Annotated in this window: 25 protein-coding genes and 2 pseudogenes; 20 read left to right on the top strand and 7 right to left on the bottom strand. The window is 69.9% G+C overall.

The features are described 5' to 3' along the window. Window positions 1-13: 13 nt before the first annotated feature. Genes OG505_RS14160 through OG505_RS14150 form a run of 3 tightly spaced genes read right to left on the bottom strand, consistent with a single transcriptional unit; the run spans window position 14 to window position 2,621 of the window. Complete coding sequence (locus OG505_RS14160; protein WP_405433757.1) at window positions 14-637, bottom strand: maleylpyruvate isomerase family mycothiol-dependent enzyme; 624 nt, start codon at window positions 635-637, stop codon at window positions 14-16. Beyond that, window positions 637-1,467, bottom strand: a complete 831-nt coding sequence (locus OG505_RS14155) for a fumarylacetoacetate hydrolase family protein (RefSeq protein WP_405433755.1) — start codon at window positions 1,465-1,467, stop codon at window positions 637-639. The genes OG505_RS14160 and OG505_RS14155 overlap by 1 nt, the downstream gene beginning before the upstream one ends. After that, entirely contained in the window at window positions 1,464-2,621 is a 1,158-nt protein-coding gene (locus tag OG505_RS14150; RefSeq protein ID WP_405433754.1) for a cupin domain-containing protein, read from the bottom strand. Before OG505_RS14150 ends, OG505_RS14155 begins: the two co-directional genes overlap by 4 nt. A 66-nt stretch (window positions 2,622-2,687) precedes the next feature. Between OG505_RS14150 and OG505_RS14145 the strand changes: the two genes are divergently transcribed. The 5 genes from OG505_RS14145 to OG505_RS14125 all read left to right on the top strand — a co-directional run bounded on the left by OG505_RS14145 (window position 2,688) and on the right by OG505_RS14125 (window position 6,999). Further along, the gene (locus OG505_RS14145) at window positions 2,688-3,458 is read left to right on the top strand and encodes an IclR family transcriptional regulator (protein ID WP_405433753.1); all 771 of its coding nucleotides are present in this window, start codon (window positions 2,688-2,690) and stop codon (window positions 3,456-3,458) included. 109 nt (window positions 3,459-3,567) lie between these two features. Further along, window positions 3,568-4,749 (top strand): cytochrome P450, encoded by a 1,182-nt coding sequence (locus OG505_RS14140; protein ID WP_405433751.1) that lies wholly within the window; start codon window positions 3,568-3,570, stop codon window positions 4,747-4,749. Further along, window positions 4,746-4,934 carry a ferredoxin gene (locus OG505_RS14135; protein ID WP_405433750.1) on the top strand — a complete coding sequence of 63 codons (189 nt, stop codon included), beginning with the start codon at window positions 4,746-4,748 and terminating at the stop codon, window positions 4,932-4,934. The genes OG505_RS14140 and OG505_RS14135 overlap by 4 nt, the downstream gene beginning before the upstream one ends. Next, window positions 4,931-6,067, top strand: coding sequence for an NAD(P)/FAD-dependent oxidoreductase (locus OG505_RS14130; protein ID WP_405433748.1), 1,137 nt, complete (start codon window positions 4,931-4,933; stop codon window positions 6,065-6,067). Before OG505_RS14135 ends, OG505_RS14130 begins: the two co-directional genes overlap by 4 nt. An 11-nt stretch (window positions 6,068-6,078) precedes the next feature. Beyond that, window positions 6,079-6,999 (top strand): LysR family transcriptional regulator, encoded by a 921-nt coding sequence (locus tag OG505_RS14125; RefSeq protein WP_405433747.1) that lies wholly within the window; start codon window positions 6,079-6,081, stop codon window positions 6,997-6,999. Window positions 7,000-7,005: 6 nt separating this feature from the next. Here the strand turns inward: OG505_RS14125 and OG505_RS14120 are convergent, their stop codons facing one another. After that, a complete protein-coding gene (locus OG505_RS14120) occupies window positions 7,006-7,776 on the bottom strand; it encodes an IclR family transcriptional regulator (RefSeq protein WP_405433746.1) in 771 nt (256 codons plus the stop codon). Window positions 7,777-7,847: 71 nt separating this feature from the next. Here OG505_RS14120 and pcaH point away from each other — a divergent pair, with 71 nt between their 5' ends. The 5 genes and pseudogenes from pcaH (at window position 7,848) to OG505_RS14095 (ending at window position 11,613) form a co-directional block, all read left to right on the top strand. After that, complete coding sequence (gene pcaH / locus OG505_RS14115; RefSeq protein ID WP_405433744.1) at window positions 7,848-8,591, top strand: protocatechuate 3,4-dioxygenase subunit beta; 744 nt, start codon at window positions 7,848-7,850, stop codon at window positions 8,589-8,591. Window positions 8,592-8,667: 76 nt separating this feature from the next. Further along, window positions 8,668-9,225, top strand: coding sequence for a protocatechuate 3,4-dioxygenase subunit alpha (gene pcaG, locus OG505_RS14110; RefSeq protein ID WP_405433742.1), 558 nt, complete (start codon window positions 8,668-8,670; stop codon window positions 9,223-9,225). After that, window positions 9,225-10,460: a lyase family protein gene (locus OG505_RS14105; protein ID WP_405433741.1), complete on the top strand. Its 1,236-nt coding sequence runs from the start codon at window positions 9,225-9,227 to the stop codon at window positions 10,458-10,460. Before pcaG ends, OG505_RS14105 begins: the two co-directional genes overlap by 1 nt. Next, window positions 10,393-11,124: pseudogene (locus tag OG505_RS14100) on the top strand (alpha/beta fold hydrolase); the annotation flags it as partial. The gene OG505_RS14105 and the pseudogene OG505_RS14100, both read left to right, overlap by 68 nt. A gap of 141 nt (window positions 11,125-11,265) precedes the next feature. Then, window positions 11,266-11,613, top strand: a complete 348-nt coding sequence (locus OG505_RS14095) for a carboxymuconolactone decarboxylase family protein (protein ID WP_405434495.1) — start codon at window positions 11,266-11,268, stop codon at window positions 11,611-11,613. Window positions 11,614-11,879: 266 nt separating this feature from the next. On the opposite strand, the gene OG505_RS14090 is transcribed toward OG505_RS14095, so the two are convergent. Together OG505_RS14090 and OG505_RS14085 are read right to left on the bottom strand one after the other, a co-directional pair. Then, a complete protein-coding gene (locus OG505_RS14090) occupies window positions 11,880-12,320 on the bottom strand; it encodes a hypothetical protein (RefSeq protein WP_405433740.1) in 441 nt (146 codons plus the stop codon). A gap of 267 nt (window positions 12,321-12,587) precedes the next feature. Then, window positions 12,588-13,202, bottom strand: coding sequence for a TetR/AcrR family transcriptional regulator (locus OG505_RS14085; RefSeq protein WP_405433738.1), 615 nt, complete (start codon window positions 13,200-13,202; stop codon window positions 12,588-12,590). Between the two features lie 195 nt (window positions 13,203-13,397). Between OG505_RS14085 and OG505_RS14080 the strand changes: the two genes are divergently transcribed. The 10 genes from OG505_RS14080 to OG505_RS14035 all read left to right on the top strand — a co-directional run bounded on the left by OG505_RS14080 (window position 13,398) and on the right by OG505_RS14035 (window position 24,496). Further along, complete coding sequence (locus tag OG505_RS14080) at window positions 13,398-15,008, top strand: MFS transporter (RefSeq protein ID WP_405433737.1); 1,611 nt, start codon at window positions 13,398-13,400, stop codon at window positions 15,006-15,008. A gap of 177 nt (window positions 15,009-15,185) precedes the next feature. Then, window positions 15,186-16,181 (top strand): hypothetical protein, encoded by a 996-nt coding sequence (locus OG505_RS14075; protein ID WP_405433735.1) that lies wholly within the window; start codon window positions 15,186-15,188, stop codon window positions 16,179-16,181. A gap of 49 nt (window positions 16,182-16,230) precedes the next feature. Further along, window positions 16,231-17,181 (top strand): hypothetical protein, encoded by a 951-nt coding sequence (locus tag OG505_RS14070; protein ID WP_405433733.1) that lies wholly within the window; start codon window positions 16,231-16,233, stop codon window positions 17,179-17,181. A gap of 15 nt (window positions 17,182-17,196) precedes the next feature. After that, a complete protein-coding gene (locus tag OG505_RS14065) occupies window positions 17,197-18,315 on the top strand; it encodes an FAD-dependent monooxygenase (protein WP_405433731.1) in 1,119 nt (372 codons plus the stop codon). 4 nt (window positions 18,316-18,319) lie between these two features. Continuing rightward, window positions 18,320-19,246 carry an alpha/beta hydrolase gene (locus OG505_RS14060; RefSeq protein ID WP_405433729.1) on the top strand — a complete coding sequence of 309 codons (927 nt, stop codon included), beginning with the start codon at window positions 18,320-18,322 and terminating at the stop codon, window positions 19,244-19,246. Further along, a complete protein-coding gene (locus OG505_RS14055) occupies window positions 19,243-20,181 on the top strand; it encodes an MBL fold metallo-hydrolase (RefSeq protein ID WP_405433727.1) in 939 nt (312 codons plus the stop codon). The genes OG505_RS14060 and OG505_RS14055 overlap by 4 nt, the downstream gene beginning before the upstream one ends. 24 nt (window positions 20,182-20,205) lie before the next feature. Beyond that, a complete protein-coding gene (locus OG505_RS14050) occupies window positions 20,206-21,936 on the top strand; it encodes a CocE/NonD family hydrolase (protein WP_405433726.1) in 1,731 nt (576 codons plus the stop codon). A 6-nt stretch (window positions 21,937-21,942) separates the two neighbouring features. Beyond that, entirely contained in the window at window positions 21,943-23,130 is a 1,188-nt protein-coding gene (locus OG505_RS14045) for a thiolase family protein (RefSeq protein ID WP_405433724.1), read from the top strand. Continuing rightward, window positions 23,127-23,822 carry a 3-oxoacid CoA-transferase subunit A gene (locus OG505_RS14040; protein ID WP_405433723.1) on the top strand — a complete coding sequence of 232 codons (696 nt, stop codon included), beginning with the start codon at window positions 23,127-23,129 and terminating at the stop codon, window positions 23,820-23,822. Before OG505_RS14045 ends, OG505_RS14040 begins: the two co-directional genes overlap by 4 nt. Continuing rightward, on the top strand, window positions 23,822-24,496 hold the full coding sequence (locus OG505_RS14035; RefSeq protein WP_405433722.1) for a 3-oxoacid CoA-transferase subunit B: 675 nt from the start codon (window positions 23,822-23,824) through the stop codon (window positions 24,494-24,496). The genes OG505_RS14040 and OG505_RS14035 overlap by 1 nt, the downstream gene beginning before the upstream one ends. On the opposite strand, the pseudogene OG505_RS14030 reads toward OG505_RS14035, so the two are convergent. Continuing rightward, window positions 24,439-24,614 (bottom strand): annotated as a pseudogene (locus tag OG505_RS14030) (IS3 family transposase); the annotation flags it as partial. The gene OG505_RS14035 and the pseudogene OG505_RS14030 overlap by 58 nt on opposite strands. Window positions 24,615-24,654: the final 40 nt, after the last annotated feature.

Raw genomic sequence — 24,654 nt, 5'->3', positions numbered from 1 at the left:
GGTGTCTGCCCTCTCAGAGCCAGGGGCCGAGGTCGGGAACCCCGGTGAGCGAGTGGGGACGGCCGGCCAGGTAGGCGGCCACGTCGGGCAGTGGTCCGTCGGGTACCGCGACGAGACCACGCTTGGCCTGGATGTCCACCACGAGGGCGGAGAGGAAGCCGTCGGGAAGGTCGGCGAAGGTCAACCCGGTACCGAGGTCGACGGCGTGCACGCAGACCTCGCGGGCCCGGAGCCACGGGATCTCCGTGGCGGGCACGGTGCGGCCCTGCGCGGTGACGACCTCGGCGCGCCACTGGTCCGTGGTGAGGGCGTCCATCGCGACCGCGAGGCTGCGCGCGGATCCGTTCACCCACGCCGCCAGTCGGGTCGCGGGAAGCGTCGCGCCGGACTCGATGTCGGCGTTCCGCTGATCCATCGAGGAGTACATCGGCGTCGGCTCACCGGTCCTGGCCCAGTGCACGAGGTTGCCGAGCGCGTCGGCGTTGGCCGCGACGTGCGCCAGGAGGTGCTTGCGGGTCCAGCCGGGCAGCGCGCTGGGGTCGGTCATCGCCTGCTCGTCGAGCGCGGCGACCTGCGCGGCGAGCAGCTGCGTGCAGTGCTCGACCCACGTCAGCGCGTCGGTGTGCGTGCGCGGCATCAGGACTCCTCGACGACCTGGTTGACGCAGGCGCCGATGCCGGCGATCTCGGTCACGACGGTCTCGCCGCCGGCGAGGTAGACCTTCGGGTCACGCGCGTGGCCGACACCTGCGGGCGTGCCGGTCGCGATCAGGTCGCCCGGATTGAGCCGGATGACCGTGGACACGTACCGCACCAGGTGCACCGGGTCGAACAGCAGCGTGCCGGTGTCGTCCTGCTGCATGACCTGGCCGTCGACGATCGTCGTCACCTCGAGCGCCGGGCGGACGCCGCCGACCTCGTCGGGCGTCACGACGTACGGGCCGACCGGGGTGGAGGAGTCCCAGATCTTGCCCTGGGTCCACTCGATGGTCCGGAACTGCCAGTCGCGGACCGAGATGTCGTTCATGACGGTGAAGCCGGCGATGGCGGCCTCGGCCTCCGCCTCGGTGGCACGCCGCACGGGTTTGCCGATGACGACCACCAGCTCAACCTCCCAGTCGAGGGCGTCGGTCTCGGCGGGCATGGCGATCGGATCGTTGGGCCCGATGAGGGTGTCGGCGAACTTGGTGAAGAGGGTCGGATGCGCCGGCAGCTCGCGACCCATCTCCTTGATGTGGTTGGTGTAGTTGTGGCCGACGCAGACCACCTTCGACGGGTGGGGCACCACCGGAGCCAGGTCTGCGCCCTCGGCCGGCCAGGTCGCACCGGTCGCGCAGGCCGCGATCGTGGCCCAGTCGTCCTGCGCGAACAGGACGCCGAGGTCGGAGTAGCCGAGGTCGACGAGGACGTCCCCGTCGAGGCGGACGGCACGGGTGCCGCCGTTGACGCGGAGGGTGGCGAGCTTCATCGCAGGGTCTCCTGACGGTCGAGGTGAAGCGCCTCGAAGATGGGCGCGTCCGAGAAACGGAAGAGGTCGAGGGCGCCGGAATCGGAGTCGGTGGTGCCGGCCTCGGACCGGGCGGAGAACGGCTCCCAGGACGGGACCACGAACAGGTCGCCCCGGGTGACCGACCAGCTCCTGTCGCCGACGGTCACCGTTCCGGAGCCGTCGAAGACCTGGTAGACCGACGACCCGGTAGCGCGGACCGGTGCGGTCTGCGCGCCGCGGACGATCCGGTGGAACTCCGCGCGGATCGTCGGGAGCACATCCGTGCCGTTGTGGGGGTTGCTGAACCGGACGGCCGCGTGGCCGGGCTCGACGGTGCCGCCGTACCCCTCCTTCTCCAACAGCAGTTGGTCGTCGAGGGCGGCGTCGGTGTGCTGCCACTTGTAGGCCAGCAGCGGCGATCCGGGGGCGAGGTCGCCCACCGAGAGCGGCCGCAGGCCCGGGTGGCCCCACAGCCGCTCGGAGCGCGAGCGTTCCGGCGTGATCCGCTCAGCCTCGCTGAGCTCCTCGCGGCCGAACTGGAAGAACTGCGACTCGGTGACGTACTGGAACGGGATGTCGAGCCCGTCGATCCAGGCCATCGGCTCGGCGGTCGCGTTGTGGTGCGCGTGCCAGTTCCAGCCGGCCTGCGGCAGGAAGTCGCCGCGGCGCATCGGAACCGCGTCGCCGACCGCCGTCTCGCCGCTGCCGCCGACCACGGTCCACACGCCGGAGCCCTCGACGACGAACCGGAAGGCGTGCTGGGTGTGCCGGTGCGCGGGAGCGTCCTCGCCGGGCATCAGGTACTGGATCGCCGCCCACAGCGTCGGCGTCGCGAACGGCCGACCGCCGAGCGTCGGGTTCGCCAGGGCGATCGCACGACGTTCACCACCGCGGCCCACCGGGACGAGGTCGCCGGCTTCCGCGGCCAGGCGGAGCAGGCTCTCCCAACGCCACAGGTGCGGCACCGCGCGCGACCGCGGGTGCGCGGGCATCAGGTCGCCGATCTCGGTCCACAGCGGCACCAGCAGCTCCTGCTCGAAGCCGCGGTACAGCTCCTCGAGCGCAGGCGTCACGTCCGGCTGGCCCGGTGCCGAGACGGCCTTCAGGCGGACGGGGGTGTCAGTCGTGCTCATGTCGCCTACCATGGCCCTTGTCGCGTCAGCGGAACGTCTGATTCTGGAGAGCGGAACGAGCAGGACATGGGCAGTGCCGAACCGAAGACCCCGCCGGCGTACGTCGTGACCAGTGCCGACCATGCGCTCCGGATCGCGGTCATGCTGCAGCTGGAGGGCGGGCTCACGGTGAGCCAGGTCGCCCAGCGGCTCGACGTGGCGCGGTCGACGGCCCATCGATTGCTGCAGACGCTCGTCTACCGCGACTTCGCGGTCCAGGACGACCAGCGTGTCTACCATCCGGGGCCGGTCCTCGAGCTCGCCGCGCACTCGCAGTCGCGCACATCGCAGCTGCGAGCCGCTGCACTGCCGCATCTGCAGCGGCTCGTCGACCTGGTGGGGGAGTCGGCGAACCTGGCCATCCGCACCGGCGACACGACGCGGTTCATCGCGAGCGTGGAGTGCCGGCAGGCGCTCCGGGTGGGCTCGCGTGAGGGGATGGTGTTCCCGGCCCACCGCACCACGGCCGGGCTCGTGCTGCTCGCGGAGCTCCAGCCGGCCGAGGTGGACGAGCTCTACGCCGCTGAGCGGTACGTCCAGCGCCCTGACGAACGACCGGACCTGGCGACCCTTCGGGGCCGGCTCACCCGCGTCCGCCGGGCCGGGTTCGCGCTCAACAACGGGCTGTCGGAGCGGGGGGTCGTCGCGATCGGCGTCCCGGTCCGCGACGCGGACAGTACGGCGCTCGCCGGGCTCTCCATCTCGATGCCGGCGGTCCGCCACGACCGTCATCAGCTTCCGGCGCTCGTCGCCACCCTCCACCGGGCAGCCGGGGCCATCGAAGCAGGCGACCACTGAAAGGTGCACATGCACGGCGTGCATGTCGCTGCATGCACAACATGTGTTTGCCTGATGTGAATGCGGTCACTTAAATGGGTTCACCGAACCACCGACCCGAGGTGAACCGATGACCGATTCAGCCCCTCCCATCTCCCATCTCGACCTGTTCGGCGACACGGTCCTCGTCGACCCGTACCCCTCGTACGCAGCACTGCGCGATCTTGGAGGCGTCGTCCACATCCCGGCAAACGACGTCTATGTGCTCACGAGGTACGACGTCATCCGCAACGCCCTGGGTGACTGGGAGAGCTTCTCCTCCGAAGGGGCGATCGGGTTCAACCCGATGGTCAACGAAGCGCTCACGGGCACCTCCCTCGCCTCGGACCCGCCGGTCCACACCCAGCTGCGGGCGACCCTGACCGCGAACCTGTCGCCGCGTGCGCTTCGCGGCCTGAAGCAGAGCATCGACGCCAAGGCCGACGCCCTCGTCGAGGAACTGGTCGACAAGGGCTCGTTCGAGGCCATCGACGGGTTGGCTCGCGCACTGCCGCTCGATGTCGTCGCGGATCTCATCGGGTTCACCGGCCAGGTCCGCGACAACATGCTGCGCTGGGGTCAGGCCGCGATGCAGGTCATCGGACCGATGAACCAGCGCACCGCGGAGAGCTTCCCGATCGCCGGCGAGTTGTACGACTGGTGCTCGACCGTCACCGCCGAGGAGTTGGCGCCCGGCTCGGTCGGCCGGGGAATCTTCGAGGCCGAGGCGCGCGGCGACATCCCGCCCCACACGGCGGGCCACATCATCCACCAGTACCTCGGTGCCGGCGTCGACACCACGATCGCCTCGATCGGCAACATCGTGGCCCTGTTCGCGGCCCACCCCGAGCAGCTCGCGCTGGTCCGGGAGAACCCGTCGCTGGTGCCGGCCGCGTTCAACGAGGTGCTCCGCTACTGGGCGCCGATCCACGCCTGGGGACGACGCACGACCCGGGACGTGGTGGTCGACGGTGTCCCGGTCCCGCAAGGCGCGAAGGTCGCGATCCTGTTCGGCGCCGGCAACCGGGACCCCCGCCACTACGCGAACCCCGACGCGTTCCGCATCGAGCGCAACCCGATCGACCACCTGTCCTTCGGGTACGGCCCGCACGGCTGCGCCGGACAGGGGCTGGCCCGACTCGAGGCGCACGCCGTCATCGAGGCGCTGGCCCGCCGGGTCGGTCGCCTGGTCGTCGGCCCGGAGGTCCGGGTCCCCAGCAACGTCACCCGCAGCATCGAGGAGCTGCCCGTCCTGGAAGTGGTACCGGCATGAGGATCGTCCTGGACCGTCCGCGCTGCGAGGGACACGGGCTGTGTGAGGAGGCCGCGCCCGCCCTGATGCACCTCGACGAGGACGGCGAGCTGGTGCTCGACCGCGAGGAGCTCAGCGACGCCGACGTCGCGCTGGCCAACGCCGCCATCCGGGTCTGCCCGGTCGCGGCCCTGCGCCTGGCGTGAGTACGCCGATCCAGCGGGTCGTCGTCGTCGGAAACGGCATCGCGGGCCGCACGGCGGCCGAGACGCTCCGGGAGGCCGGCTTCGACGGGGAGCTGACCATCGTCGGCGACGAGACCCACGCGGCATACAGCCGTCCGGCTCTGTCGAAGGCGTTGCTGCTCGACGGCGACGACCTGCCGTCCCATGAGCTTCCGCCGGCCACCCACGGGGCGACCGAACTCCTGGGCGTACGCGCGACCGGCCTCGATGTCGACCGTCGGCTCGTCACGCTCCACGACGGCGCGGCACTTCCGTACGACCGCGTCGTCCTCGCCACTGGCTCCCGTGCGCGACGGTTGTCCGACCTTCCCGAGGAGCTCAACCTGCGCGGCCTCGACGATGCACTCGCTCTGCGCAAGCGCCTCGCTGGACGACCGTCGGTCGTCGTGGTCGGCGGCGGCCCGCTCGGCATGGAGATCGCGTCGGGCTGCCTGACCGCGGGTTGTCAGGTCACCCTTGTCTCCCAAGGCGTGCCGTTGATCCTGCAACTCGGCACCTACCTGGCCGAGGTCTTCGTCAAGGCAGCGCTGGAGCGCGGGCTCACCATCGTCGAGACCGGATCGGCGCGACTCGATCGGTGTGACGGCGACGCACGTGTCGTACTCGACGACGGCGCCGTCCTCGAGGCCGAGCTGGTGGTGACCGCCGTCGGCGACGTCCCGAACACGGAGTGGCTCGCGGACACCGGCCTGGCCAACCAGGGCGTCGTGCAGGTCAACCCCCGCGGACTGGTCCGGCCCGAGATCGCTGCCGTCGGCGACCTGGCAGCGTTCCCGACGCCTCACGGCCTGCGACGCATCCCGCTGTGGAGCAGCGCCATCGAGCAGGCGAAGGTGGCTGCGGCTGCCCTCGTCCGTGGCGACGACACGCCACCGCTTCAGTTCCAGCCGTACTTCTGGACCGAGCAGTTCGGGCTCAGCCTCAAGGCCGTCGGCCATCTCCCGCTGGACGGAGAGCCGGCGTACGTCGAGGGAGGGCCCGGCGGTCCGGCGCTGATGCGCTGGTCGCACGACGACGGCTCCGGTGCGGCTGCGGCGCTGAACTACCGGATACCGATCCCACGACTGCGTCGCGTGAGCCAGGAAACCGGGTAGGTTTCGTCGCGATGAGCGATGACGGAGAGGGCACCACGAGTTCCGGGTTGTATCGACTGACATCGGTCAACCTCAACCTGCTGGTGCCCCTCCTGGCGCTCCTGGAGGAGCGCTCGGTGACGAAGGCGGCTGAACGCGTCGGTCTGACGCAGCCGGCGATGAGCCACGCGTTGGGTCGCATGCGGCGTCTCCTCGGCGACGACCTGCTCGTCCGGCAAGGGAGCAGTACCGCGCTGACCCCGCGCGCGCTTGAGCTGATCGGGCCGTTGCGGACGACGCTCCAGCAGGTCGCGGACGTGGTCAATTTCCCGGGCTTCGATCCAGCGACGGATCGTCGGGTCATCACCATCGCGATGACCACCAGCACGGCCTTCGTCCTCGGGGCGCGGCTGGTTCGACTCGTGGCGGAACGAGCCCCGAACGCGACCCTGCGCGTGCGCACCATCACCGTGCCGACCGACGCCACTTTCACGGAGCACGGTGTCGACGTCGTGCTGCTCTCCGAGGGGTTCACGTCGCCGTACCCGCGGGAGCGCCTGTACGACGACCGCATCGTGGTGGTGGCCTCGGCAGACACCCCACCGGAAGCAAGCGCGCTCGACCTGCTGACCACCCAGCCGCACATCGTTGTCGACACCGAGCGGCGGGTCTTCCCGTACTCGGTGCTCGACGAGAAGGGGGTCACCTACCGCGTCGGCCAGTTGATCTCCGACTTCCTGCTCGTCCCGTACCTGGTCGGACGTGCCGGCGGTGTCGCCCTCCTTCGCCACCGGGTTGCCGCTGAGATGCGGACGCTCGTCGACCTGCGGATCGAGGAGTTCCCGTTTCCACTCCCAGGGCTGGGCATCGACATGGTGTGGAACCCGCATCTGGGCGACCACTACTTCATCTCCTGGCTGCGCCAGCTCCTGTTCGACGCGGCGAGGCCCTGACGCGCATCAGCGTTCTGGATCGTGCACAGTCGCCGCCAGTGCGCGGCCGATGCCGTGGGCGGCGACGCGCATCGCGGGTAGCAGTCGAGCCTTGCCCCTGAGGTGGGGAACCACCACGCCGAGCGCAGCGACGGGGCGATCGTCGGCCGCCACGGGCACGGCGATGGAGCATGCGCCGAGGGTCATCTCCTCGCCGGTGGTCGCGAACCCGTCGCTGAGCACCCGGTCCAGCTGCTGCTGGAGACGTGCCGGTGAGATCACTGTGTACGGCGTGACTCGGGGGAGCGGCCTGCCGAGCACCTCGGCGCGAACCGTGGCCGGCGCGTGCGCGAGCAGCACCTTCCCCACGCCCGTGGTGTGGATCGGCAACCGGGAGCCCATCGTGCTGATGATCGGGAGCGAGGCGTTGCCGGAGAGGCGGTCGAGGTACAGCACCTGGTCGCCCTCGCGGACGGCGAGGTGCACGGTCACGCGCGTTGCAGCGTACAGGTCCTGGAGGAACGGCGAGGCGACCTCGCGCAGCGTCGTCTCCGCGGGTGCGAGCAGGCCGAGATCCCACAGTCGCCTGCCGATCGCGTAGCCACCGGACGACGTACGGCGAAGCGCGCCCCACACCACCAGCTCGCCGACCAGTCGGTGAGCGGTCGGCAGGGTGAGGTCCGCGCGCCGCGCGAGCTCGCTGAGTGTGAGCACACGGTGCTCGGGGTTGAAGGAACCCAGGATGCCGAGAAGGCGCGATGCGACCGTGACGCCGGGGGCGGCCGTCGTACGCGGCATCTTTTCCTTCCTTCCATTCAACGGAAGCCGCTGTTCGGCGATTGTAGGTCGCGGAACCTACGTTGAGCGACGTGACAACGCAAGCAGAGATCAGCGCGGAGATCGCGCGGATCGCAGCGGCGCGGCGCGATGTCGGCCCGGCCGACCAGCCGGCTCTCGACTACCTGCCGTACCGCTCCAGCCTCCTGCGGCACCCGACCAGGGACCGCCAGCTCGCCGACCCCGAGGGAGTCGAGCTCTGGGCACCCTGCTTCGGGCATTCCGACGTCGACCCGCTCGAGGCGGACCTGACCATCCAGCACCGCGGCGAGCCCCTCGGCGAGCGCATCACCGTCAGCGGTCGCGTCCTCGACGGCGAGGGACGGCCGGTCGTCGGTCAGCTGGTCGAGATCTGGCAGGCGAACGCCGCGGGCCGCTACATCCACCAGCGTGACCAGCACACCGCGCCGCTCGACCCGAACTTCACGGGTGCCGGCCGGTGCATCACCGGGCCCGACGGCTCCTACCGCTTCCGCACGATCAAGCCGGGCGCCTACCCGTGGCGCAACCACGACAACGCCTGGCGCCCGGCGCACATCCACTTCTCGCTGTTCGGGACCGAATTCACCGAGCGACTCGTCACCCAGATGTACTTCCCCGGCGACCCGCTCTTCGACCTCGACCCGATCTACCAGTCGATCACCGACCCTGCCGCACGTGAGGCGCTCGTGGCCCGCTACGACCACAACGAGACCGAGCCGGAGTTCAGCCTCGGCTATCGCTGGGACATCGTGCTGACCGGTAGCCGGCGGACCGGGATGGAGCAGGCGGCATGAGCGAGCGTCAGCGAGCGAATCATCAGCACAGTCTTGTGGTGCCTCATGACGGCACGGAGCGCAGCGGAGTGCCGGCATGAGCGACCTCGTGCCGACCCCCGGCCAGACCGTGGGCCCGTTCTTCGGCTACGGCCTCCCGTACGCCAGTGGACCCGAGCTGGTGCCGGCGAGCAGGGCGGGCGCCGTCCGGCTACACGGTGTGGTGTACGACGGCGCGGGCGATCCCGTCCCGGACGCGCTCATCGAGGTCTGGCAGGCCGATCCGGAGGGCAGCGTCGTCCAGCGGGAGGGCTCGCTGCGCCGGGACGGGTTCACCTTCACCGGCTGGGGCCGGGCCGCGACGGATGTGCGCGGCCACTACGAGTTCTTCACGATGCGGCCCGGTGCCCGGACGGCCGAGCGGCCCGCGTTCTTCGCGCTGACCGTCTTCGCCCGCGGGCTGCTCGACCGGCTGTTCACCCGCGTCTACCTGCCCGAGGACCAAGCGGTACTGGACGCCGATCCCTTCCTCAGCGCGGTGCCGCCCGTTCGACGTCGGACGCTGCTCGCCGTCGCCGAGCCCGCGGGGTACCACTTCGACCTGCGACTCCAGGGCGACGGCGAGACGGTCTTCCTCCGGCATGTGCGGTCCTGATGGCCGACCTGTTCTGGCCCGGTGACGAGCGCGCGGGTGCGTTGTTCAGCCAGCAGCGCTTCCTCGCCGCGATGCTCGAGGTCGAGCAGCAGTGGCTGCGCGCGTTGTCGGCCTGCGGCCTCGCGCCGGCGGGGGCTGCGCGGTCCATCGACGACGTCGTGGACGCAGTGGATGTGGAGGAGCTGGCGACGGCAGCAGAGGGGAGTGGCAATCCGGTCGTCCCGCTGGTCCAGCTGGTGCGCCGCCGGCTCGGCGACGGCCCCGCAGCGGCCTGGCTGCACCGTGGCCTGACCAGCCAGGACGTCGTCGACACCGCGCTCGTCCTGTGCCTGCGCGAGGCGATGGTCGCCGTCCTCGCCGACCTCCGCGCCCAGTCGACGACGCTGGCCGCTCTGGCCCAGCGCCATCGCGCCACCCCGATGGCCGCCCGGACCGTGACCCAGCCGGCCGTGCCCCTGACCTTCGGGCTGAAGGCCGCAACCTGGCTCGATTCCGTGATCGAGGCCGCGCGGGCGGTTCGCGGCGCGAAGAAGCGCCTGGCCGTGCAGGTCGGTGGCGCGGCCGGAACCCTCGCCGCCAGCACCGAGCTCTTTCGCCGGGTCGGCAGCTCCGATCCTGCCGCCGCGTCGCTCGCACTCGTTGCCGATCTCGCCGACCGGGTCGGCCTGCCGGCCACGACGCCGTGGCACACGGTGCGGGGCCGGCTGACCGGCGCCGCGGACGCGCTCGTCACCGCTGGTGACGCGTGGGGCCGGATCTCGTCCGACGTCGCGCTCCTGGGGCGGCCGGAGGTCGGTGAACTCGCCGAGCCCGCGGTGCCCGGCCGTGGCGGCTCGTCGACGATGCCGCACAAGGCGAACCCGGTCCTCTCGGTGCTGCTGCGACGGCATGCGCTCGCCGCGCCGACGTTGGCCTCCGCGCTGCACGTCGCCGCGGCGTCGTACGTCGATGAACGGCCCGACGGTGCGTGGCACGTCGAGTGGGACACCCTGCGCGTGCTGGGGCGCCGTAGCGTCGTCGCCGCCTCCCAGGCCACCGAACTGCTCGCGGGACTCACGGTCCACGTGGACCGGATGGCCGAGGCCGCGCGCAGGGACGAGCTGCTCGCTGAGCGGCGCAGTCTCGACGCCGTCGTCGACGACCGGCCCGGCGGGCCTCCCTACCTCGGTGCGGCCGACCGCATCATCGACAAGTCGTTGTCTCGCTGCGCCGAGACGTGGAAGGACGGTGGATGAGCACTCCGGAACTGGCGACGGTCCACCTGGCGGGGCCGGCGGAGCGGCCGCTCCTGGTGGTCGGGCCCTCGCTGGGTACCTCCGTCGAGAGGCTGTGGGGGTGGTCGCCACGCTGCTGGCCGACGACTTCCACGTCGTCGGGTGGGAGCTGCCCGGTCACGGCGGCGCGCCGCTGGGCGAGCCGTTCACGATCGCCGAGCTGGCGCGCGGCGTCCGCGCGGCGGTCGACCGTGTCCTGGCCCACCGCGGTGAGCCGGATGGTCGGTTCGCCTACGCCGGTGACTCGGTCGGTGGTGCCGTCGGGCTGCAGCTCGTCCTCGACCACGCCGACCGGATCGACCGGCTCGCCCTCATCGCGACCGGCGCCCGCATCGGCGACGCCGACCTCTGGCGCGGCCGCGCCGCACTCGTGCGGGCGTCGGGGACGACCGCGTTGCTCGAGACCGCTTCCCAGCGGTGGTGGGCTCCGGGCTTCGCCGAGTGCGCCCCCGACGTCACCACAGCGCTGCTCGACGACCTCTGCGCGGTCGACGACGAGGGGTACGCGCAGGTTTGCGACGCCCTGGGGGACTTCGATCTGCGAGACCGCCTCCGCGAGGTCCGACGGCCGCTGCTCGCCGTCGCCGGTTCTGCCGACCGGGCAACCCCGGTTGCATCCCTGCGGGAGCTTGCCGACGGCGTCCCTGGCGCGCGGCTGGTCGAGCTCGACGGCATCGCGCACCTGCCGCCGGTAGAGGCGCCCCGCGCGACCGCGAGTCTGGTTCGCGACTTCCTCGCCAACGCCAGTGCTCGTCACACGGCAGGCATGGCCAACCGCCGAGCGGTCCTCGGCGATGCCCACGTCGACCGCGCGATCGCTGCTACCAGCTCGCTCACGCTCGACTTCCAGGACCTCATCACCCGATACGCCTGGGGCGAGATCTGGGACCGTCCCGGCCTGTCGCGACGCGACCGTTCCATCGCAGTACTGACCGCGCTCGTGGCCGGCCGCCACTTCGAGGAGTTGGAGTTCCACCTCCGCGCCGCGCTGCGCAACGGGCTCACCCGCGACGAGATCGTCGAGGTGCTGCTGCAGGCCGCCATCTACGTCGGCGTGCCGGCTGCCAACACCGCGTTCGGGGTCGCCGCACGAGTTCTGGAGACCGAGGTCTGACGTGACCAGTGCGCTTAGCGCTCAAGAATCGATCTCAGCCAGGGTAGATGATCGTCGGCGGTGGCCGGCTTGGCGGGTGCGGCAACGTCGGCGACAATCACGCGGACAGGGGGTTGGGCTTCGCGTGCTGGTCGCCGCACGATGCGTGCCGCTCTGAAGCGGAGGTGCCATCGCCGGTTCTGGCCATGCCGCCGCGGCGTCGCAGGGCGGGGCCCGACCCGTTCGGTCGTCGGGCCCCGCAGCGCTCTACGGTCGGTGCGCTCGGCTCAACAACCCTGCTGCCGGCTGTAGATCCAGTGACGTTCGCCGGCCCATCCGATGTAGCCGGCCGCCTCGACGCAGTAGTTCGCGACGCCGGTGACGCCGACGGGGCCGGCGTAGTAGCTGAAGTCGCCGGAGTTCGTGTCCCGCGTGCCCGTGGGGGTGCAGTGCGCCCCCTCATTCCTCGGCAACTCGCAGCGGTAGATCTGCACGAACGTGGGCGCTGATCGTCCGTACGCCGCGCCGCGGTGGTAGAAGCACGCGCTGTTGGTGCCACCGTTGCTGCTGTTGTAGTAGATGACCAGCTCGCCGAGGCCTGACGAGTGCACCCCGCTGTAGGTGATCGTCCCCGAGCAGGAACCGGCGGCCTGGGCCGCCGGCGCGCTGACCGTCATGACCGAAACGCCGGTCACCAGCGCCAGCAGTACCGCGAATACTCTTCTCACGTCCGAGCACGTCCAATCCCTAGTGGACTAATAGACCGTCGTTTGTCCACGCCGGCGTCGCGTGGATCACGGCGGTCCGTCGTTCGTCGCTGGCCACCCGCGTCTGTGGTGCACGACCGCGACGCGTCAGGTTCCGGCGCCGCGTCGAAACCATAGGCGCTCCGTCCAATTAGGACAACTTGCTGTCCCGCCCTCGTGGTGACGAACACGTCGATCACCCCGGTCTGCCACCGCCAGGGACCGGCGGCCGGCCGGAGGAACAGCCACTCAGCGGCGCCCGATCGAGCCGACCCAGCTCTCGGTGAGGACGTCCAGCATCTCGTCGTGCCCGACACCCCAGGTTCCCGGTGTCCAGTGGCGCGCGACGTAGTCGAGCTCGGTGATGGCGATGACGCTGCGGAAGTGGCGGGTGCCGGCTGGGAACCGGTCGGCGCGGTCGAGCCCGTCCTTGATGTCACCGATGGCCTCGTTCAGCCACTCGTCGAGGAGCGCGCGGATCTCGGGGTCGACGGCTGCGGCCGCGAAGGCGGTCGTGGTGTAGGGGCGAATCGCATCCCATCGTTCCGAGGTCGACGCGAGCCACGCGCGGATCCGCTCGCGCGAGCCGTCCTCGACCACGGCAACCAGCTCACGCTCGGTCGACCCGTGCTCGGCGGAGGGGACCCGGTCGAGCGCGGCGTTGAGCCGTTCCGAGATGAGGGCCTTCATCAGATCGACCTTGGAGGGGAAGTACGCATAGAAGGTCACCCGCGTTGTTCCCGCCGCCGATGCGATGTCGTCGATCGTCGTCGTCGCATAGCCCTTGGACACGAACAGGTCCAGGCCGGCGTCGAGCAGGAGCTTTCGGGTCATCTCCTTCTGTGCCTCGCGAAGCGTCGCCATGCCCGACAGCATAGGGCACGACGGCTGCGTTCTGTGCTTTCCGATCGTTCTGAGTACGTGTTGCTCAGACTCTTGACGTCATGTCAAGCCACGTGACACCTTGCACATCCCACAGGTGATCGCGCTCACTTCGGGGTGGCCGATCCCGAGCGGCGGAACCGATCGCCCGGCCTATCGACAAGGAAGAGTTCCGCAATGACGCAGACCGCTGCGCGCAAGCAGGGCTACACCGCCACGGTGGTCGCCGGCTGCTTCGCCGTACTCCTCGCGCAGGTGGCGTACTCGCTGCCCGGCGCGCTCAATGGCACCTTTCAGCGGGAGTTCCAGACCACCGGTGCCGAACTGACCTGGATCACGGCCGCCTTCGCCATCCCCATGGTCGTCTTCGAGTTGACCACCGGTGTGATCGGTGACCTGTTCGGTCGCAAGCGACTGCTGCAGGTGGGTGCGCTGCTGACCGTCGCCGGCTCGCTCGTCAGCTACGTCGCCGAGTCGGTCCAGATCCTGTGGGTCGGGCAGATCGTCGCGGGTCTCGGAGCCGCGATCCTCTACCCGATCTCGCTCGCCATGCTGGCCGCGGTCAGCCCGTCGCAGGAGGCACGTTCCAAGGCCATCGCCGTCTGGGCCGGCTTCCTCTCGATCGGTGCGGCGATCTCCCCGCTGATGGGTGGGTGGCTCGCCGCGGACGGCGACTGGCGAACGTCGTACCTCGTGGTGGTCGCGGCGGCGGTCATCTCGATCGGCATCACCCAGGTCGCCACCGACTCCTCGGCGCCCCAGGGGCGCAGGCTGGACGTGCCGGGCCAGGTCACGCTGGCCCTTGGTCTGATCGCCATCCTCTTCGCCGCCACGCAGGGCTCCGAGGCCGGCTTCGCCCGCCCCGAGATCATCGGCGCCTTCGTCGCGGGCCTCGTGCTCCTCGGTGCCTTCGTCGTCATCGAGCTGCGGACCGACGTCCCGCTGCTGCGCCTGAACATCTTCGCCAACCGTTCCTACTCGGTCGTCGCGATCGCCACGGTGGTCGGCATGTTCGCGTTCCTCGCGACCTGCTACTCGATGAGCATCTGGCTCGGGGCGATCCAGCACCAGAGCGCTCTGAAGATCGGCGTGCTGTTCCTGTTCATCCAGGGGCCGGCCTTCGTGCTGGTGCCGCTCGTCTCCCACCTGATCCGGAACTTTTCGCCTCGTTGGGTGCTCACCGTCGGCTTCGCCCTCATCGCCGTCAGCGGCATCTGGTGCTCGACCTTCGACGTCCACGACGTGAGTTGGACCCGGTTCATCGGTCCGATGCTGGTCCTCGGTGTCGGCTTCGCGCTCACCGTCGGCTCGGTCACGGCCGTCGCGATCAACACCGTTCCGATGCGGCTCGCCGGTATGGCCAGTGCCACCACCAACCTGCTCCGCGACTTCGGCTTCGCTCTCGGTCCGGTGCTCATCGCCGCGTTCGCGGTCAGCCGGGCGAACAGCGACCTGAGCACCGGCGTCGGCGGGGCGATCGGCGAGTCCGGGCTCACGCCGCCGTACACCGAGATCGCCGGAGGCATCGCACACGGGGGTGGCGCCATGGCGATCAACTCGATGCCGGTCGTGCCCGGCGCCGGTCCGGACCTGCCGCCGGTGCCGATGCCGGAGAGCCTGCACGTGCTGGCGTTCGAGTCGCTCGGCAACGCCTACAGCCTCGCGTTCCTGGTCGCCGGCCTCTGTGCCGCCGCTGCCGCGGCTCTGACGCTGTTCGGACTCTTCGGCTCGAAGCGCGCCGACGTCGAGGAGCCGCTGACTGACGAGGAGCTCGTCGCCGCTGGGTGACCGGAGAGCCGCCGAACCGGATCGAGGTCCCCGCTTGGCGAGGGGGGGACCTCGACCCGTACGGAGAGATAATCTAACTATCCTGCTGGTTGCACTCTTGACATCGCGTAAACCGAGGTGACACCGTTCACACCGGCCGCGTGACTGCAGTCACTGGCCGAACCGAGAGGAGTGCCAGTGCTGGCCGCCCAGACTGCCGAGAAGACCACCGGCAACACCGTCAACACCGTCCTTGGGCCCGTTCCCGCGCAGCAGTTGGGGGTCGTCGCGGTTCACGAGGCTCTGCTGTCGGTCGTACCCGGGGCGGAGTACGCGTTCGACGTCACCATCGACCGTGCCGAGATCTTCGAGACCCTGGCCGAGAAGCTGAAGGACTTCCGCAGGCACGGCGGCGGGACGATCGTCGACAGCACCGGCATGTTCCACGGGCGCGATGTGCGGCTGTACGAGGCCCTTTCCCGCACGACCGGCGTGCACATCGTCGCGTCGACGGGTCAGGGCCCCGAGGCACTGCTCGGCGGCTACTTCCTGACGCCACAGACCAATCCGCCGACGCCCTGGCCGGCCGAGAAGTTCGCCGACCTCTTCGCCAGGGAGGTCACCGAGGGCATGGTGGTTCCCCGCGTCGAGCGGCGGGGTGCCGCGGGCCTGGTGGCCACCGCCGCGACCCTCGCGGGCATGACCGCGACCGACGAGAGCCTGTTCCGCGGTGCGGCCCGCGCCGCCCTGACCACCGGTGTCCCGGTATCCATGCGCTACGGCCACGACGCCGTGCGCGACCTCGAGGTCGTCCTGGACGAAAAGCTGCCGGCCGACCGCGTCGTCGTCGGCGGGCTCGACCGCAAGGACGCCGTCGCCGCTGGCGCGCCGCTCGAGGTCGCGACCCGCGGCGCCTACGTCGGCCTGGACCACGTGGGCACCGAGGACGACGCCCACAGCACCGACGCCGAGCGCGCGGCCCTGGTCGCCGAGCTGGTAGAGGCCGGCCACGGCAACCGGATCCTGCTGTCGAGCAACGCCACCGGCGTCGCCAAGGGGCACCCGGCCAACGACCTGCCCTACAGCTACGTCCTGACCACGTTCGTCCCTCTCCTCAAGGCGCGGGGCCTCAGCGACTCCGACGTCCAGCGGATCCTCGTCGACAACCCGCGCGACCTGCTGTCGGTGCGCTGAGCGCTCGACAGCCCAAGACATCAAGATTCTTTTCCAAAAGGTGAGTGTTGTGTCGAGAGTGAACACCGTCCTGGGGCCGATCCCGACCGAAGAACTGGGTCTCGTGGCCGTCCACGAGCACATCGGGTACGGCATGCCGGGCTCCGAGCTGGACACGAAGTGGTGGAAGAGCCCCGAGCAGCGGTACGAGGAGACCGTCCCGAAGCTGCGCCAGTTCCACGACCACGGCGGCGGCACGTTCGTCGATGCAACCGGCATCTGCAACGGCCGAGACGTCGACTACTACAAGTCGCTGTCCGCGAAGACCGGCGTGCACATCGTCGCCAGCACCGGTTTCGTCGGCGGCGACACCGCCCTGCCGTTCTTCGCCCGGGCGAGCGTGGAGTACCTGGCCGAGCACTTCATCCACGAGATCACCGTCGGCATCGGCAACACCGGCAGCCGCGCCGGCGTCATCAAGGTCGGCGTGAGTCGCGGTGGCCGCATGACCGACCTGGACAAGCGCATCTACCGCGCTGCGGCACGGGCCGCCCTGACCACCGGCGTGCCCGTCCTGACCCACCTCGCGATCGACGCCGAGACCGCGATCGCCATCTTCATCGCGGAGGGTCTCCCGCTCGACCGCGTCCTGTTCGGGCACGTCGACGACGGCGTCAACGCCGACAAGACCCGCGACACCTGGATCGCGGAGCAGGGCGGCCGGGTCGGGTTCGACACCTTTGGCTACGAGACCGAGCTCCCGGACCCGCCGTTCTGGGCCCGCCCCCGCAAGGAGCGGCTGGACCACTTCCTGCGCTTCATCGGCCAGCACCTGGACAAGGCGCTCGCCTCGGCCGATGCCAACTGCAGCCCGCTGGGCTGGGCGGGCGTGCAGGGCCACACCGTCAACTACATCTTCGAGGACCTGATCCCGGACCTCCGCGCCGCCGGTCTCGACGAGGCCGCGATCAAGACCATCTTCGTCGACAACCCCGCTGACTTCCTGACGATTCAGAACTGACAAGGACACCGAACCATGCAGACCTCAGACCTCAAGAACTTGAAGTTCGCCATCGTCGGCGCGGGGTACGCCGGTGCGGCGGCGGCGAAGGCTCTCTCGCTCCTCGGTGCCGACGTCAACGTGTACGAGCAGGCGAACCAGATCCGGGAGGTCGGCGCCGGCATCGGCCTGCGTCCCTCCACAATGGATCGGTTCCGCCAGTGGGGGATCTTCGACGCGATCGCCAAGGTGAGTTCGCCGAGCGACTACTTCGAGATCCTCACCGCCACCGGCGACCCGATCATGAAGGAGGCGTGGCCGGAGATCGACACCTTCGGCGCGAAGACCCACCTGATCCACCGCGGTGATTTCATCGATGCCCTGGTGGGGGTGCTCCCTGAAGGCATGGTGCACCTCGGTCACAAGCTGGAGACGATCGAGGATCGGGGCGACCGCTCAGTCCTCACCTTCGTCAACGGCAGGACCGTCGAGGCCGACCTGGTCGTCGGCGCGGACGGCATCAAGTCGGTGGTGCGCCAGCAGCTCTTCAGCGACAAGGGTCCGGTGTTCTCCGGTGAGCACGCCTACCGAGTGGTGATCTCCGCCGACGATGCCTACGGGTTGTGCGTCGACGACAACCTGCGGATGTACATCGGCCGGGGCACGAAGGTGTATTTCCTGCCGCTGCGCCACCGCAACCAGGTCTCGTTCGACATCACCGCCCTGTGCCCGGACAGCACCTGGGCGCCTCGGGTCACGAGGGACGACCTCCTGGCGACGGTGAAGGGCTTCGACGAGCGGATCGTGCGAATCTCCCGCGACCTCGACATGGACGCCGTGAGCGTTCGCGCGGTCTACGACATCGACCCGGTCGACACGTGGCACTCGGACTCCGTCGTCCTCGTCGGCGACGCGGCCCACTCGATGCTGCACCACCAGGGCCAGGGCGCGAACTCGGCGATCCTGGACGCTGGCGCGCTCGCGGACGCCCTTGCCCAGGCCGACTCCGTCACGGAAGCGCTCGCACGGTACCAGGCGACCCGCAAGCCGGTGACCGACGAGCTGCAGCGCATCTCGCGCCAGGGGTGGAGCGAGGACGAGGTCGACGACGTCTTCCCCGGGCAGCGGCCCGCGTCCCAGCAGCCGCAGGCCTGACGCCATGGCGCTGCACCCCGAGATCGCCAAGGTCCTGGCGAGCCTGCCGGCCCCGCCCGACGGCCCGCTCGACCCGGTCGCCATGCGCGCGGCCGAAGAGGCGCAGGTACCGCCGGCCGAGGAGCGCCTGCCGCTCCATTCCGTCGAGGACACGACCGCGCAGACCCCGATGGGGGCGGTGCCGGTGCGGATCTACACCCCGACCCAGGACACGTCGTACGGGCTGCTGGTCTACTTCCACGGCGGCGCGTTCTTCCTCGGCAGCCTGGACACCCACGACCACGTCGCCCGGTCGCTGGCGAAGGAGACCGGACTCAAGGTCGTGTCCGTCGGCTACCGCCGGGCGCCCGAGTCCGCCTTTCCGGCTGGCCTCGATGACTGCTACGCGGTGGTGCGATGGGCCGCCGAGAACGGCGAGCGCCTGTCCTGGGACGGCACCGGTCTCGCTATCGCCGGTGACAGCTCGGGCGGCACCTTCGTCGCGGCCGTCGCCGCGATGGCCCACGACGAGGGATTCGATCGCATCACGCATCAGGTCCTCTTCTACCCCTCGCTCGATCTCGACTTCGACGTCGACCGCTACCCCTCGCTACGCGAGAACGCCGTCGGCTACGGTCTGGAGACGGCAGGGCTGAAACCGTTCAACGCCTTCTACCTCGGCAGTGGCGCCGACCCCGCTGATCCGCTGGTCTCGCCGATCAAGCGCGGCGACCTCACCGGGCTGCCGCCCGCGCTGATCGTGACCGCCGAGCACGACCCGCTGCGCGATGAGGGCGAACTCTACGGCCAGCGCCTCAAGGAGGCCGGAGTCGACGCCACAGTGCGTCGCTACGCGGGCGCGGGCCACGGATTCGTGCAGCACTTCTCCTGGATCCCGGAATACCACCGGGTCTACGCGGAGACGGCCGCCTTTCTGCGGAGCGCGTCATGACCCACGTGAACGTGCATCCCCTGGTCTCGCCGTGGGGTCGGTTCGGCCTGTACAGCTTCTTCATCGACGCCCCCGAGCCAGCCGTCGTCGACACCGGGATCGCCTCCTCGCCCGCCGAGGGCATGGTCCCCGCGCTCGAGGCGATCGGACGCCGCATCGAGGATGTGCGCTGGATCCTGCTGACCCACGGTCACATCGACCACATCGGCGGCGCCCACGCCCTGTGGGAACTCACCGGCCGGCGCGCGCAGGTGGTCATCCACGAGGCCGACGGCCCGATGCTGCGCTCGCGCCGGGCGCACGTCGAGGAGTACCTCCACGGCCGGGGGCGGTACCTGAACGATCCGGAAGGCGAGGCGAAGGTGACGGCCGCGGCCAACGCGGTCATCTCCGGCGAGATGGAGCCGACCATGCTGCTGAAGGGCGGCGAGACCCTCTCGCTCGGCGGCGACGTCACCGTCTCCGTCCACTCGGTTCCGGGCCACACGCCCGGATCGGTGGCCTATGTGATCGACGGCCAGCGCTCCGTGTTCGTCGGCGACGCCGTCCAGGTCCACGGGGCCGCCAACGGCTTCCCCGGCTATGTGGATCCGGCCGCGTACCGCGCCAGCCTGCGGTACCTGCGCGACGAGATCCGTCCGCGGCACCTGTACCTCGGGCACCCGTACCGCCGGGCGGACGGCATACCGTACGGCGTCGAACTCGACGCCGACCAGGCTCGCGAGGCGCTCCAGGGCAGCCTGGACATCGAGGTTTGCGTCAGCGAGGCGGCCTGCCGCTGTCTTCAGGACGGCCTGCGGGAGACGGACTCGCCGTACTCCCCGTTTGCTCCGGTCGCCGAGCGGCTCGGCTACACCGGCGACCCCACGCTCGAACCGTCGCCGTTCTTCACGTCGATGCACGGCTACCGCACGCACGTCCACCAGAACCCGTGACCGAGGACAAGGAACTTCGCACTCATGGCTGACTTCCAGACGATCCAGGCGGGCGAGCAGATGATTGCCGTTCGCAAGGACCTGCAGGTGCCGATGCGCGACGGGGTCACCCTCGCCGTGGACGCCTACCACGGCACGGAGGACAAGCCGCGGCCGGCTCTGATCGCGATGAGCGCGTACGGCAAGGAACTGCAGGCCCTCGCCCTCACCATGCCGCCGCAGCGTCGTCCCAGCCCGATGTGGGACGGCTGCATCGAGGCCGGTGACATCGCGCGCGTCGTCAAGGAGGACTACGTCCACATCATCGGCGACATGCGTGGCACCGGTGATTCCGGCGGCGTGATGATCGGCAACTACAACTTCGGTGGTGTTCCCCAGGGTCAGGACCTGTACGACGTCGTCGAGTGGGTCGCGGAGCAGCCGTGGTGCGACGGTAACGTCGGCATGATCGGCATTTCCTACTTCGGGTCGATGCAGGTGCTCGCTGCGGCCGAGCGGCCGCCACACCTGAAGGCGATCTTCGTCAGCGGCGGCCATTTCGACTTCTACGAGACCACCTACCACGGCGGCATCATGTGGTTCATGCCGCGGGCCGCCCGCGAGGGACGCGGTGGCGACTCCGGCATCGCGCACACCAACGTCAGGTCCCGCATGCAGGAGGTCTACTCGCCGGAGGAGCTCAAGAAGCTCGTTGACGAGCGGCTCCAGGACCCGGACGTGGCCGCGTGGCCGAACCTCGTGCACGTGCTGAAGTACCCGAAGAACCGCGAGTTCTGGTTCGACATCGTGCTGAACAACCTCGACGGGCAGTGGTACGAGGAGCGCAACCCCATCACGCTGGCCGAGAACATCGACATCCCGGTCTACCTGCAGATCGACCAGGGACGCGGCTGGACCGTGGACGGCCACATCGAGCTGTTCAACGTGCTGAGGGGCCCCAAGAAGCTGGACATCGGCTCGTACCCGCCGATGCAGTCGCGCCCCTGGGTCGAGGAGCACGACAAGATGTTCCGCTGGTACGAGTACTGGCTCAAGGGCATCGACAACGGCATCATGGACGAGCCCGCCGTGAGCGTCTTCGTAGAGGGCTCGCGGGAGGTGGTCACCGCGGAGCAGTGGCCGCCGAAGGAGATCGAATACAAGCCGCTGTATCTGCGCCCGCGCCACAAGCTCTCCTCGCAGCCCGAGCTGATGGGCGCGGAGCACGCCGCCCCGGACGGCTTCTACCAGGCACCGCTGACGGTGACCGACAAGGTGGAGATAGTCAGCTGGAGCACCGAGCCGTTCGAGGAGCCCACGGAGCTCATCGGCACCGGTGCGGCGCACCTGTTCGCCGAGATCGACCAGGATGACACGAATTTCATCATGCGGCTGTGGGACGTCGCCCCGAACGGAAGCCGTCAGCTGATCACCACCGGCTTCCTCAAGGCGTCGCACCGCGAGTTGGACGACCGGACGACCGAGGGCAACCCGTACCACCCGCACACCCGCGCGGTGCCGGTGGAGCCCGGGAAGATCGAGGAGTACGTCCTGCGGCTCTATCCATTCGCGGCGACCTTCAACCCCGGCCACCGTCTGGTGGTGGAGCTGTCCAACGACGAACCGCTGGCCGACGCGCACAACGCGCTGCTGCCGCCGGACGCATTCCACCTGCCGGTGGGTCGTCCCGTCACCCACAAGATCTATCGCGACGCCGCCCACCGGTCCCGGCTCGTGCTGCCGTTCACGGCGCGCACCGCGGGGGAGAAGAGGTAGTCGAGCATGGCATTCGTCTACGCAGCGGCCCGCACTCCCTTCGGCCGGTTCAACGGAGCGCTGGCCGGTGTCCGCCCCGACGATCTCTCAGCGACCGCGATCACCGGTGTGCTCGCGAAGGCGCCGGCGCTGGACCCGACCGAGATCGGCGAGATCGTGTGGGGTTGCGCGAACCAGGCTGGCGAGGACAACCGCAACGTCGGCCGGATGGCCGGACTGCTCGCCGGGGTGCCGGTGTCAGTGCCCGCGACCACGGTCAACCGGCTGTGCGGCTCGTCGCTCGACGCGGCGATCATCGGGTCCCGCGCGATCGACACCGGTGACGCCGACATCGTCCTCGTCGGTGGCGCGGAGTCGATGACCCGGGCGCCGTGGGTGCTGCCGAAGCCGGATCGAGCATTTCCTGCCGCCAACGCAACCGCCGTCTCGACGACGCTCGGCTGGCGTCTGGTCAACTCGCGGATGCCGTCGGAGTGGACGGTGTCGTTGGGGGAGTGCAACGAGCAGCTTCAGGAGCGGTTCTCGATCTCCAGGAAGCGGCAGGACGAGTTCGCCGCGCGGTCCCACCGGCTCGCGGCGGCCGCCTGGGACGAGGGCTTCTACGACGACCTGGTGGTTCCGGTCGACGGCGTCGACCTAACCCGCGACGAAGGCATCCGCGCCGACTCCACGCCGGAGAAGCTCGCGGGTCTCAAGCCGAGCTTCCGGCCCGACGGCACGATCACCGCAGGCAACGCGTCCCCGCTCAACGACGGGTCGGCGGCGGTGCTGCTCGGCTCGGAAACCGCCGCCGCGAAGATCGGGCTCGACCCAGTTGCCCGGCTCGCGGGGCGTGGCGCGTTCGCGCTGGCGCCGCAGGCCTTCGGGTTCGCGCCGGTCGAGGCTGCCAACAGGGCGCTCAAGCGGGCCGGCGTCGGCTGGGATCAGGTGAGTGTTGTCGAGCTCAACGAGGCCTTCGCCGTCCAGTCGCTCGCGTGCGTGGACGCCTGGAAGATCGACCCCGCGATCGTCAACGTCAACGGTGGCGCGATCGCGATCGGCCATCCGCTCGGCGCCTCCGGCGCCCGCATCCTCGGCACCCTCGCCAAGGTTCTGGTCGCGAAGCGCGAGCGGTACGGCGTCGCCGCGATCTGCATCGGCGTGGGCCAGGCACTCGCCATCGTCCTCGAGAACGTCACCGGAGGAGCAGCGTGAGCAAAGCGCAGATCTTCGCAGCACCGGACGAGGCGGTGAGCGTCATCCGAGATGGCGACACCGTCCTGGTGGGCGGCTTCGGACTCGCCGGCATGCCATTCGACCTGATCGACGCCTTGATCCGGCACGGCGCAGGCGACCTCACCATCGTGTCCAACAACGCCGGCAACGGCGACGTCGGCCTGGCCGCCCTGCTCAAGGCCGGCCAGGTGCGGAAGGTCCTGTGCTCCTTCCCCCGGCAGGTCGACTCTTACGTCTTCGACGACCTCTACCGACGCGGGGAGATCGAGCTCGAGGTCGTCCCGCAGGGCAACCTCGCCGAGCGGATGCGGGCGGCCGGGGCGGGCATCGGGGCGTTCTACTGCCCGACGGGCGTCGGAACGCCGCTCGCCGAGGGCAAGGAGACCCGCGCCATCGACGGACGCGACTACGTCCTCGAGTACCCGATCAAGGGTGATGTCGCCCTGATCTCCGCGCACCTCGCCGACACGATGGGCAACCTCGTGTACCGCAAGACCGCCCGGAACTTCGGCCCGGTGATGGCCACGGCGGCCACGACGACAGTCGTCCAGGTCTCGTCGATCGTGGCCGCCGGGCATATCGACCCGGAGACCGTCGTCACCCCGAGCATCTACGTCGACCGTGTGGTCCAGGTCGAGCAGCGTCACTACACCGTGCAGGGAGCCAGCTGATGCCACTCAACCCCGACCAGCTCGCCGCCCGGGTTGCGCAGGACATCGAGCCGGGCAGCTTCGTCAACCTCGGCATCGGTCAGCCCACAAAGGTGGCCGACCACCTTCCGGCCGAGCTCGGCGTCGTCCTGCACACCGAGAACGGCATGCTGGGCATGGGGCCCGCGGCTGTCGGCGACCAGATCGACCCCGAACTCACCAACGCCGGCAAGGTGCCCGTCACCGAGCTGCCCGGAGCCGCGTACTTCCACCACGCGGACTCCTTCGCCATGATGCGGGGCGGTCACCTCGACGTGTGCGTCATGGGCGCCTTCCAGGTCTCGGCGAGCGGTGACCTCGCCAACTGGGACACCGGCGCGCCCGGCTCGATCCCCGCCGTCGGCGGCGCGATGGATCTGGCGATCGGCGCCAAGCGGGTCTACGTGATGATGAGCCTTTTTGCGAGGGACGGCAGCCCGAAGCTGGTGCCCACCTGCACCTACCCCCTCACGGGTGTCGGCTGCGTCAGTCGTGTCTACACCGACCACGCCCTGTTCGAGATCACCCTCCGTGGCGTACGCGTGATCGAGACGTTCGGGACCTCCGCGGCAGAGCTCCAGAAGCGACTCGACCTGCCCCGGCACGTCACCGCCACGGGGATCCCGTCAGCGGCCAGTTCGCTCACGAGCGGGTAGAGCCTTTTCCCGGCAGATGCGCCTGCGACAGATACGCCGCGGCCCGGCGCAGGACCTCGTTCTCCTGCTCCAACAACCGGATCCGCTTGCGGGCCTCACGCAGCTCGGCCGACTCGCTGCCGCTGACACCCGGCTTGACTCCCGCATCCACGTCGGCC

Origin of the sequence: Micromonospora sp. NBC_00617, from assembly GCF_045161355.1 — a bacterium.
Classification (GTDB): domain Bacteria; phylum Actinomycetota; class Actinomycetes; order Mycobacteriales; family Micromonosporaceae; genus Micromonospora.
The sequence above is the reverse complement of the archived record's forward strand: the minus strand, read 5'-3'. Positions and strand labels throughout refer to the sequence as shown.

What these genes read in the sequence shown, in the direction of transcription:
- OG505_RS14055 (WP_405433727.1), top strand. Translation starts at nt 19,243, where the DNA reads ATGACCCACGTGAACGTGCATCCCCTGGTCTCGCCGTGGGGTCGGTTC.
- OG505_RS14095 (WP_405434495.1), top strand. Translation starts at nt 11,266, where the DNA reads ATGGCCAACCGCCGAGCGGTCCTCGGCGATGCCCACGTCGACCGCGCG.
- pcaG (WP_405433742.1), top strand. Translation starts at nt 8,668, where the DNA reads ATGAGCGACCTCGTGCCGACCCCCGGCCAGACCGTGGGCCCGTTCTTC.
- OG505_RS14080 (WP_405433737.1), top strand. Translation starts at nt 13,398, where the DNA reads ATGACGCAGACCGCTGCGCGCAAGCAGGGCTACACCGCCACGGTGGTC.
- OG505_RS14125 (WP_405433747.1), top strand. Translation starts at nt 6,079, where the DNA reads ATGAGCGATGACGGAGAGGGCACCACGAGTTCCGGGTTGTATCGACTG.
- OG505_RS14035 (WP_405433722.1), top strand. Translation starts at nt 23,822, where the DNA reads ATGCCACTCAACCCCGACCAGCTCGCCGCCCGGGTTGCGCAGGACATC.
- OG505_RS14145 (WP_405433753.1), top strand. Translation starts at nt 2,688, where the DNA reads ATGGGCAGTGCCGAACCGAAGACCCCGCCGGCGTACGTCGTGACCAGT.
- OG505_RS14140 (WP_405433751.1), top strand. Translation starts at nt 3,568, where the DNA reads ATGACCGATTCAGCCCCTCCCATCTCCCATCTCGACCTGTTCGGCGAC.
- OG505_RS14135 (WP_405433750.1), top strand. Translation starts at nt 4,746, where the DNA reads ATGAGGATCGTCCTGGACCGTCCGCGCTGCGAGGGACACGGGCTGTGT.
- OG505_RS14160 (WP_405433757.1), bottom strand. Translation starts at nt 637, where the DNA reads ATGCCGCGCACGCACACCGACGCGCTGACGTGGGTCGAGCACTGCACG.
- OG505_RS14120 (WP_405433746.1), bottom strand. Translation starts at nt 7,776, where the DNA reads ATGCCGCGTACGACGGCCGCCCCCGGCGTCACGGTCGCATCGCGCCTT.
- OG505_RS14155 (WP_405433755.1), bottom strand. Translation starts at nt 1,467, where the DNA reads ATGAAGCTCGCCACCCTCCGCGTCAACGGCGGCACCCGTGCCGTCCGC.
- OG505_RS14085 (WP_405433738.1), bottom strand. Translation starts at nt 13,202, where the DNA reads ATGGCGACGCTTCGCGAGGCACAGAAGGAGATGACCCGAAAGCTCCTG.
- OG505_RS14045 (WP_405433724.1), top strand. Translation starts at nt 21,943, where the DNA reads ATGGCATTCGTCTACGCAGCGGCCCGCACTCCCTTCGGCCGGTTCAAC.
- OG505_RS14050 (WP_405433726.1), top strand. Translation starts at nt 20,206, where the DNA reads ATGGCTGACTTCCAGACGATCCAGGCGGGCGAGCAGATGATTGCCGTT.
- OG505_RS14105 (WP_405433741.1), top strand. Translation starts at nt 9,225, where the DNA reads ATGGCCGACCTGTTCTGGCCCGGTGACGAGCGCGCGGGTGCGTTGTTC.
- OG505_RS14060 (WP_405433729.1), top strand. Translation starts at nt 18,320, where the DNA reads ATGGCGCTGCACCCCGAGATCGCCAAGGTCCTGGCGAGCCTGCCGGCC.
- OG505_RS14065 (WP_405433731.1), top strand. Translation starts at nt 17,197, where the DNA reads ATGCAGACCTCAGACCTCAAGAACTTGAAGTTCGCCATCGTCGGCGCG.
- OG505_RS14150 (WP_405433754.1), bottom strand. Translation starts at nt 2,621, where the DNA reads ATGAGCACGACTGACACCCCCGTCCGCCTGAAGGCCGTCTCGGCACCG.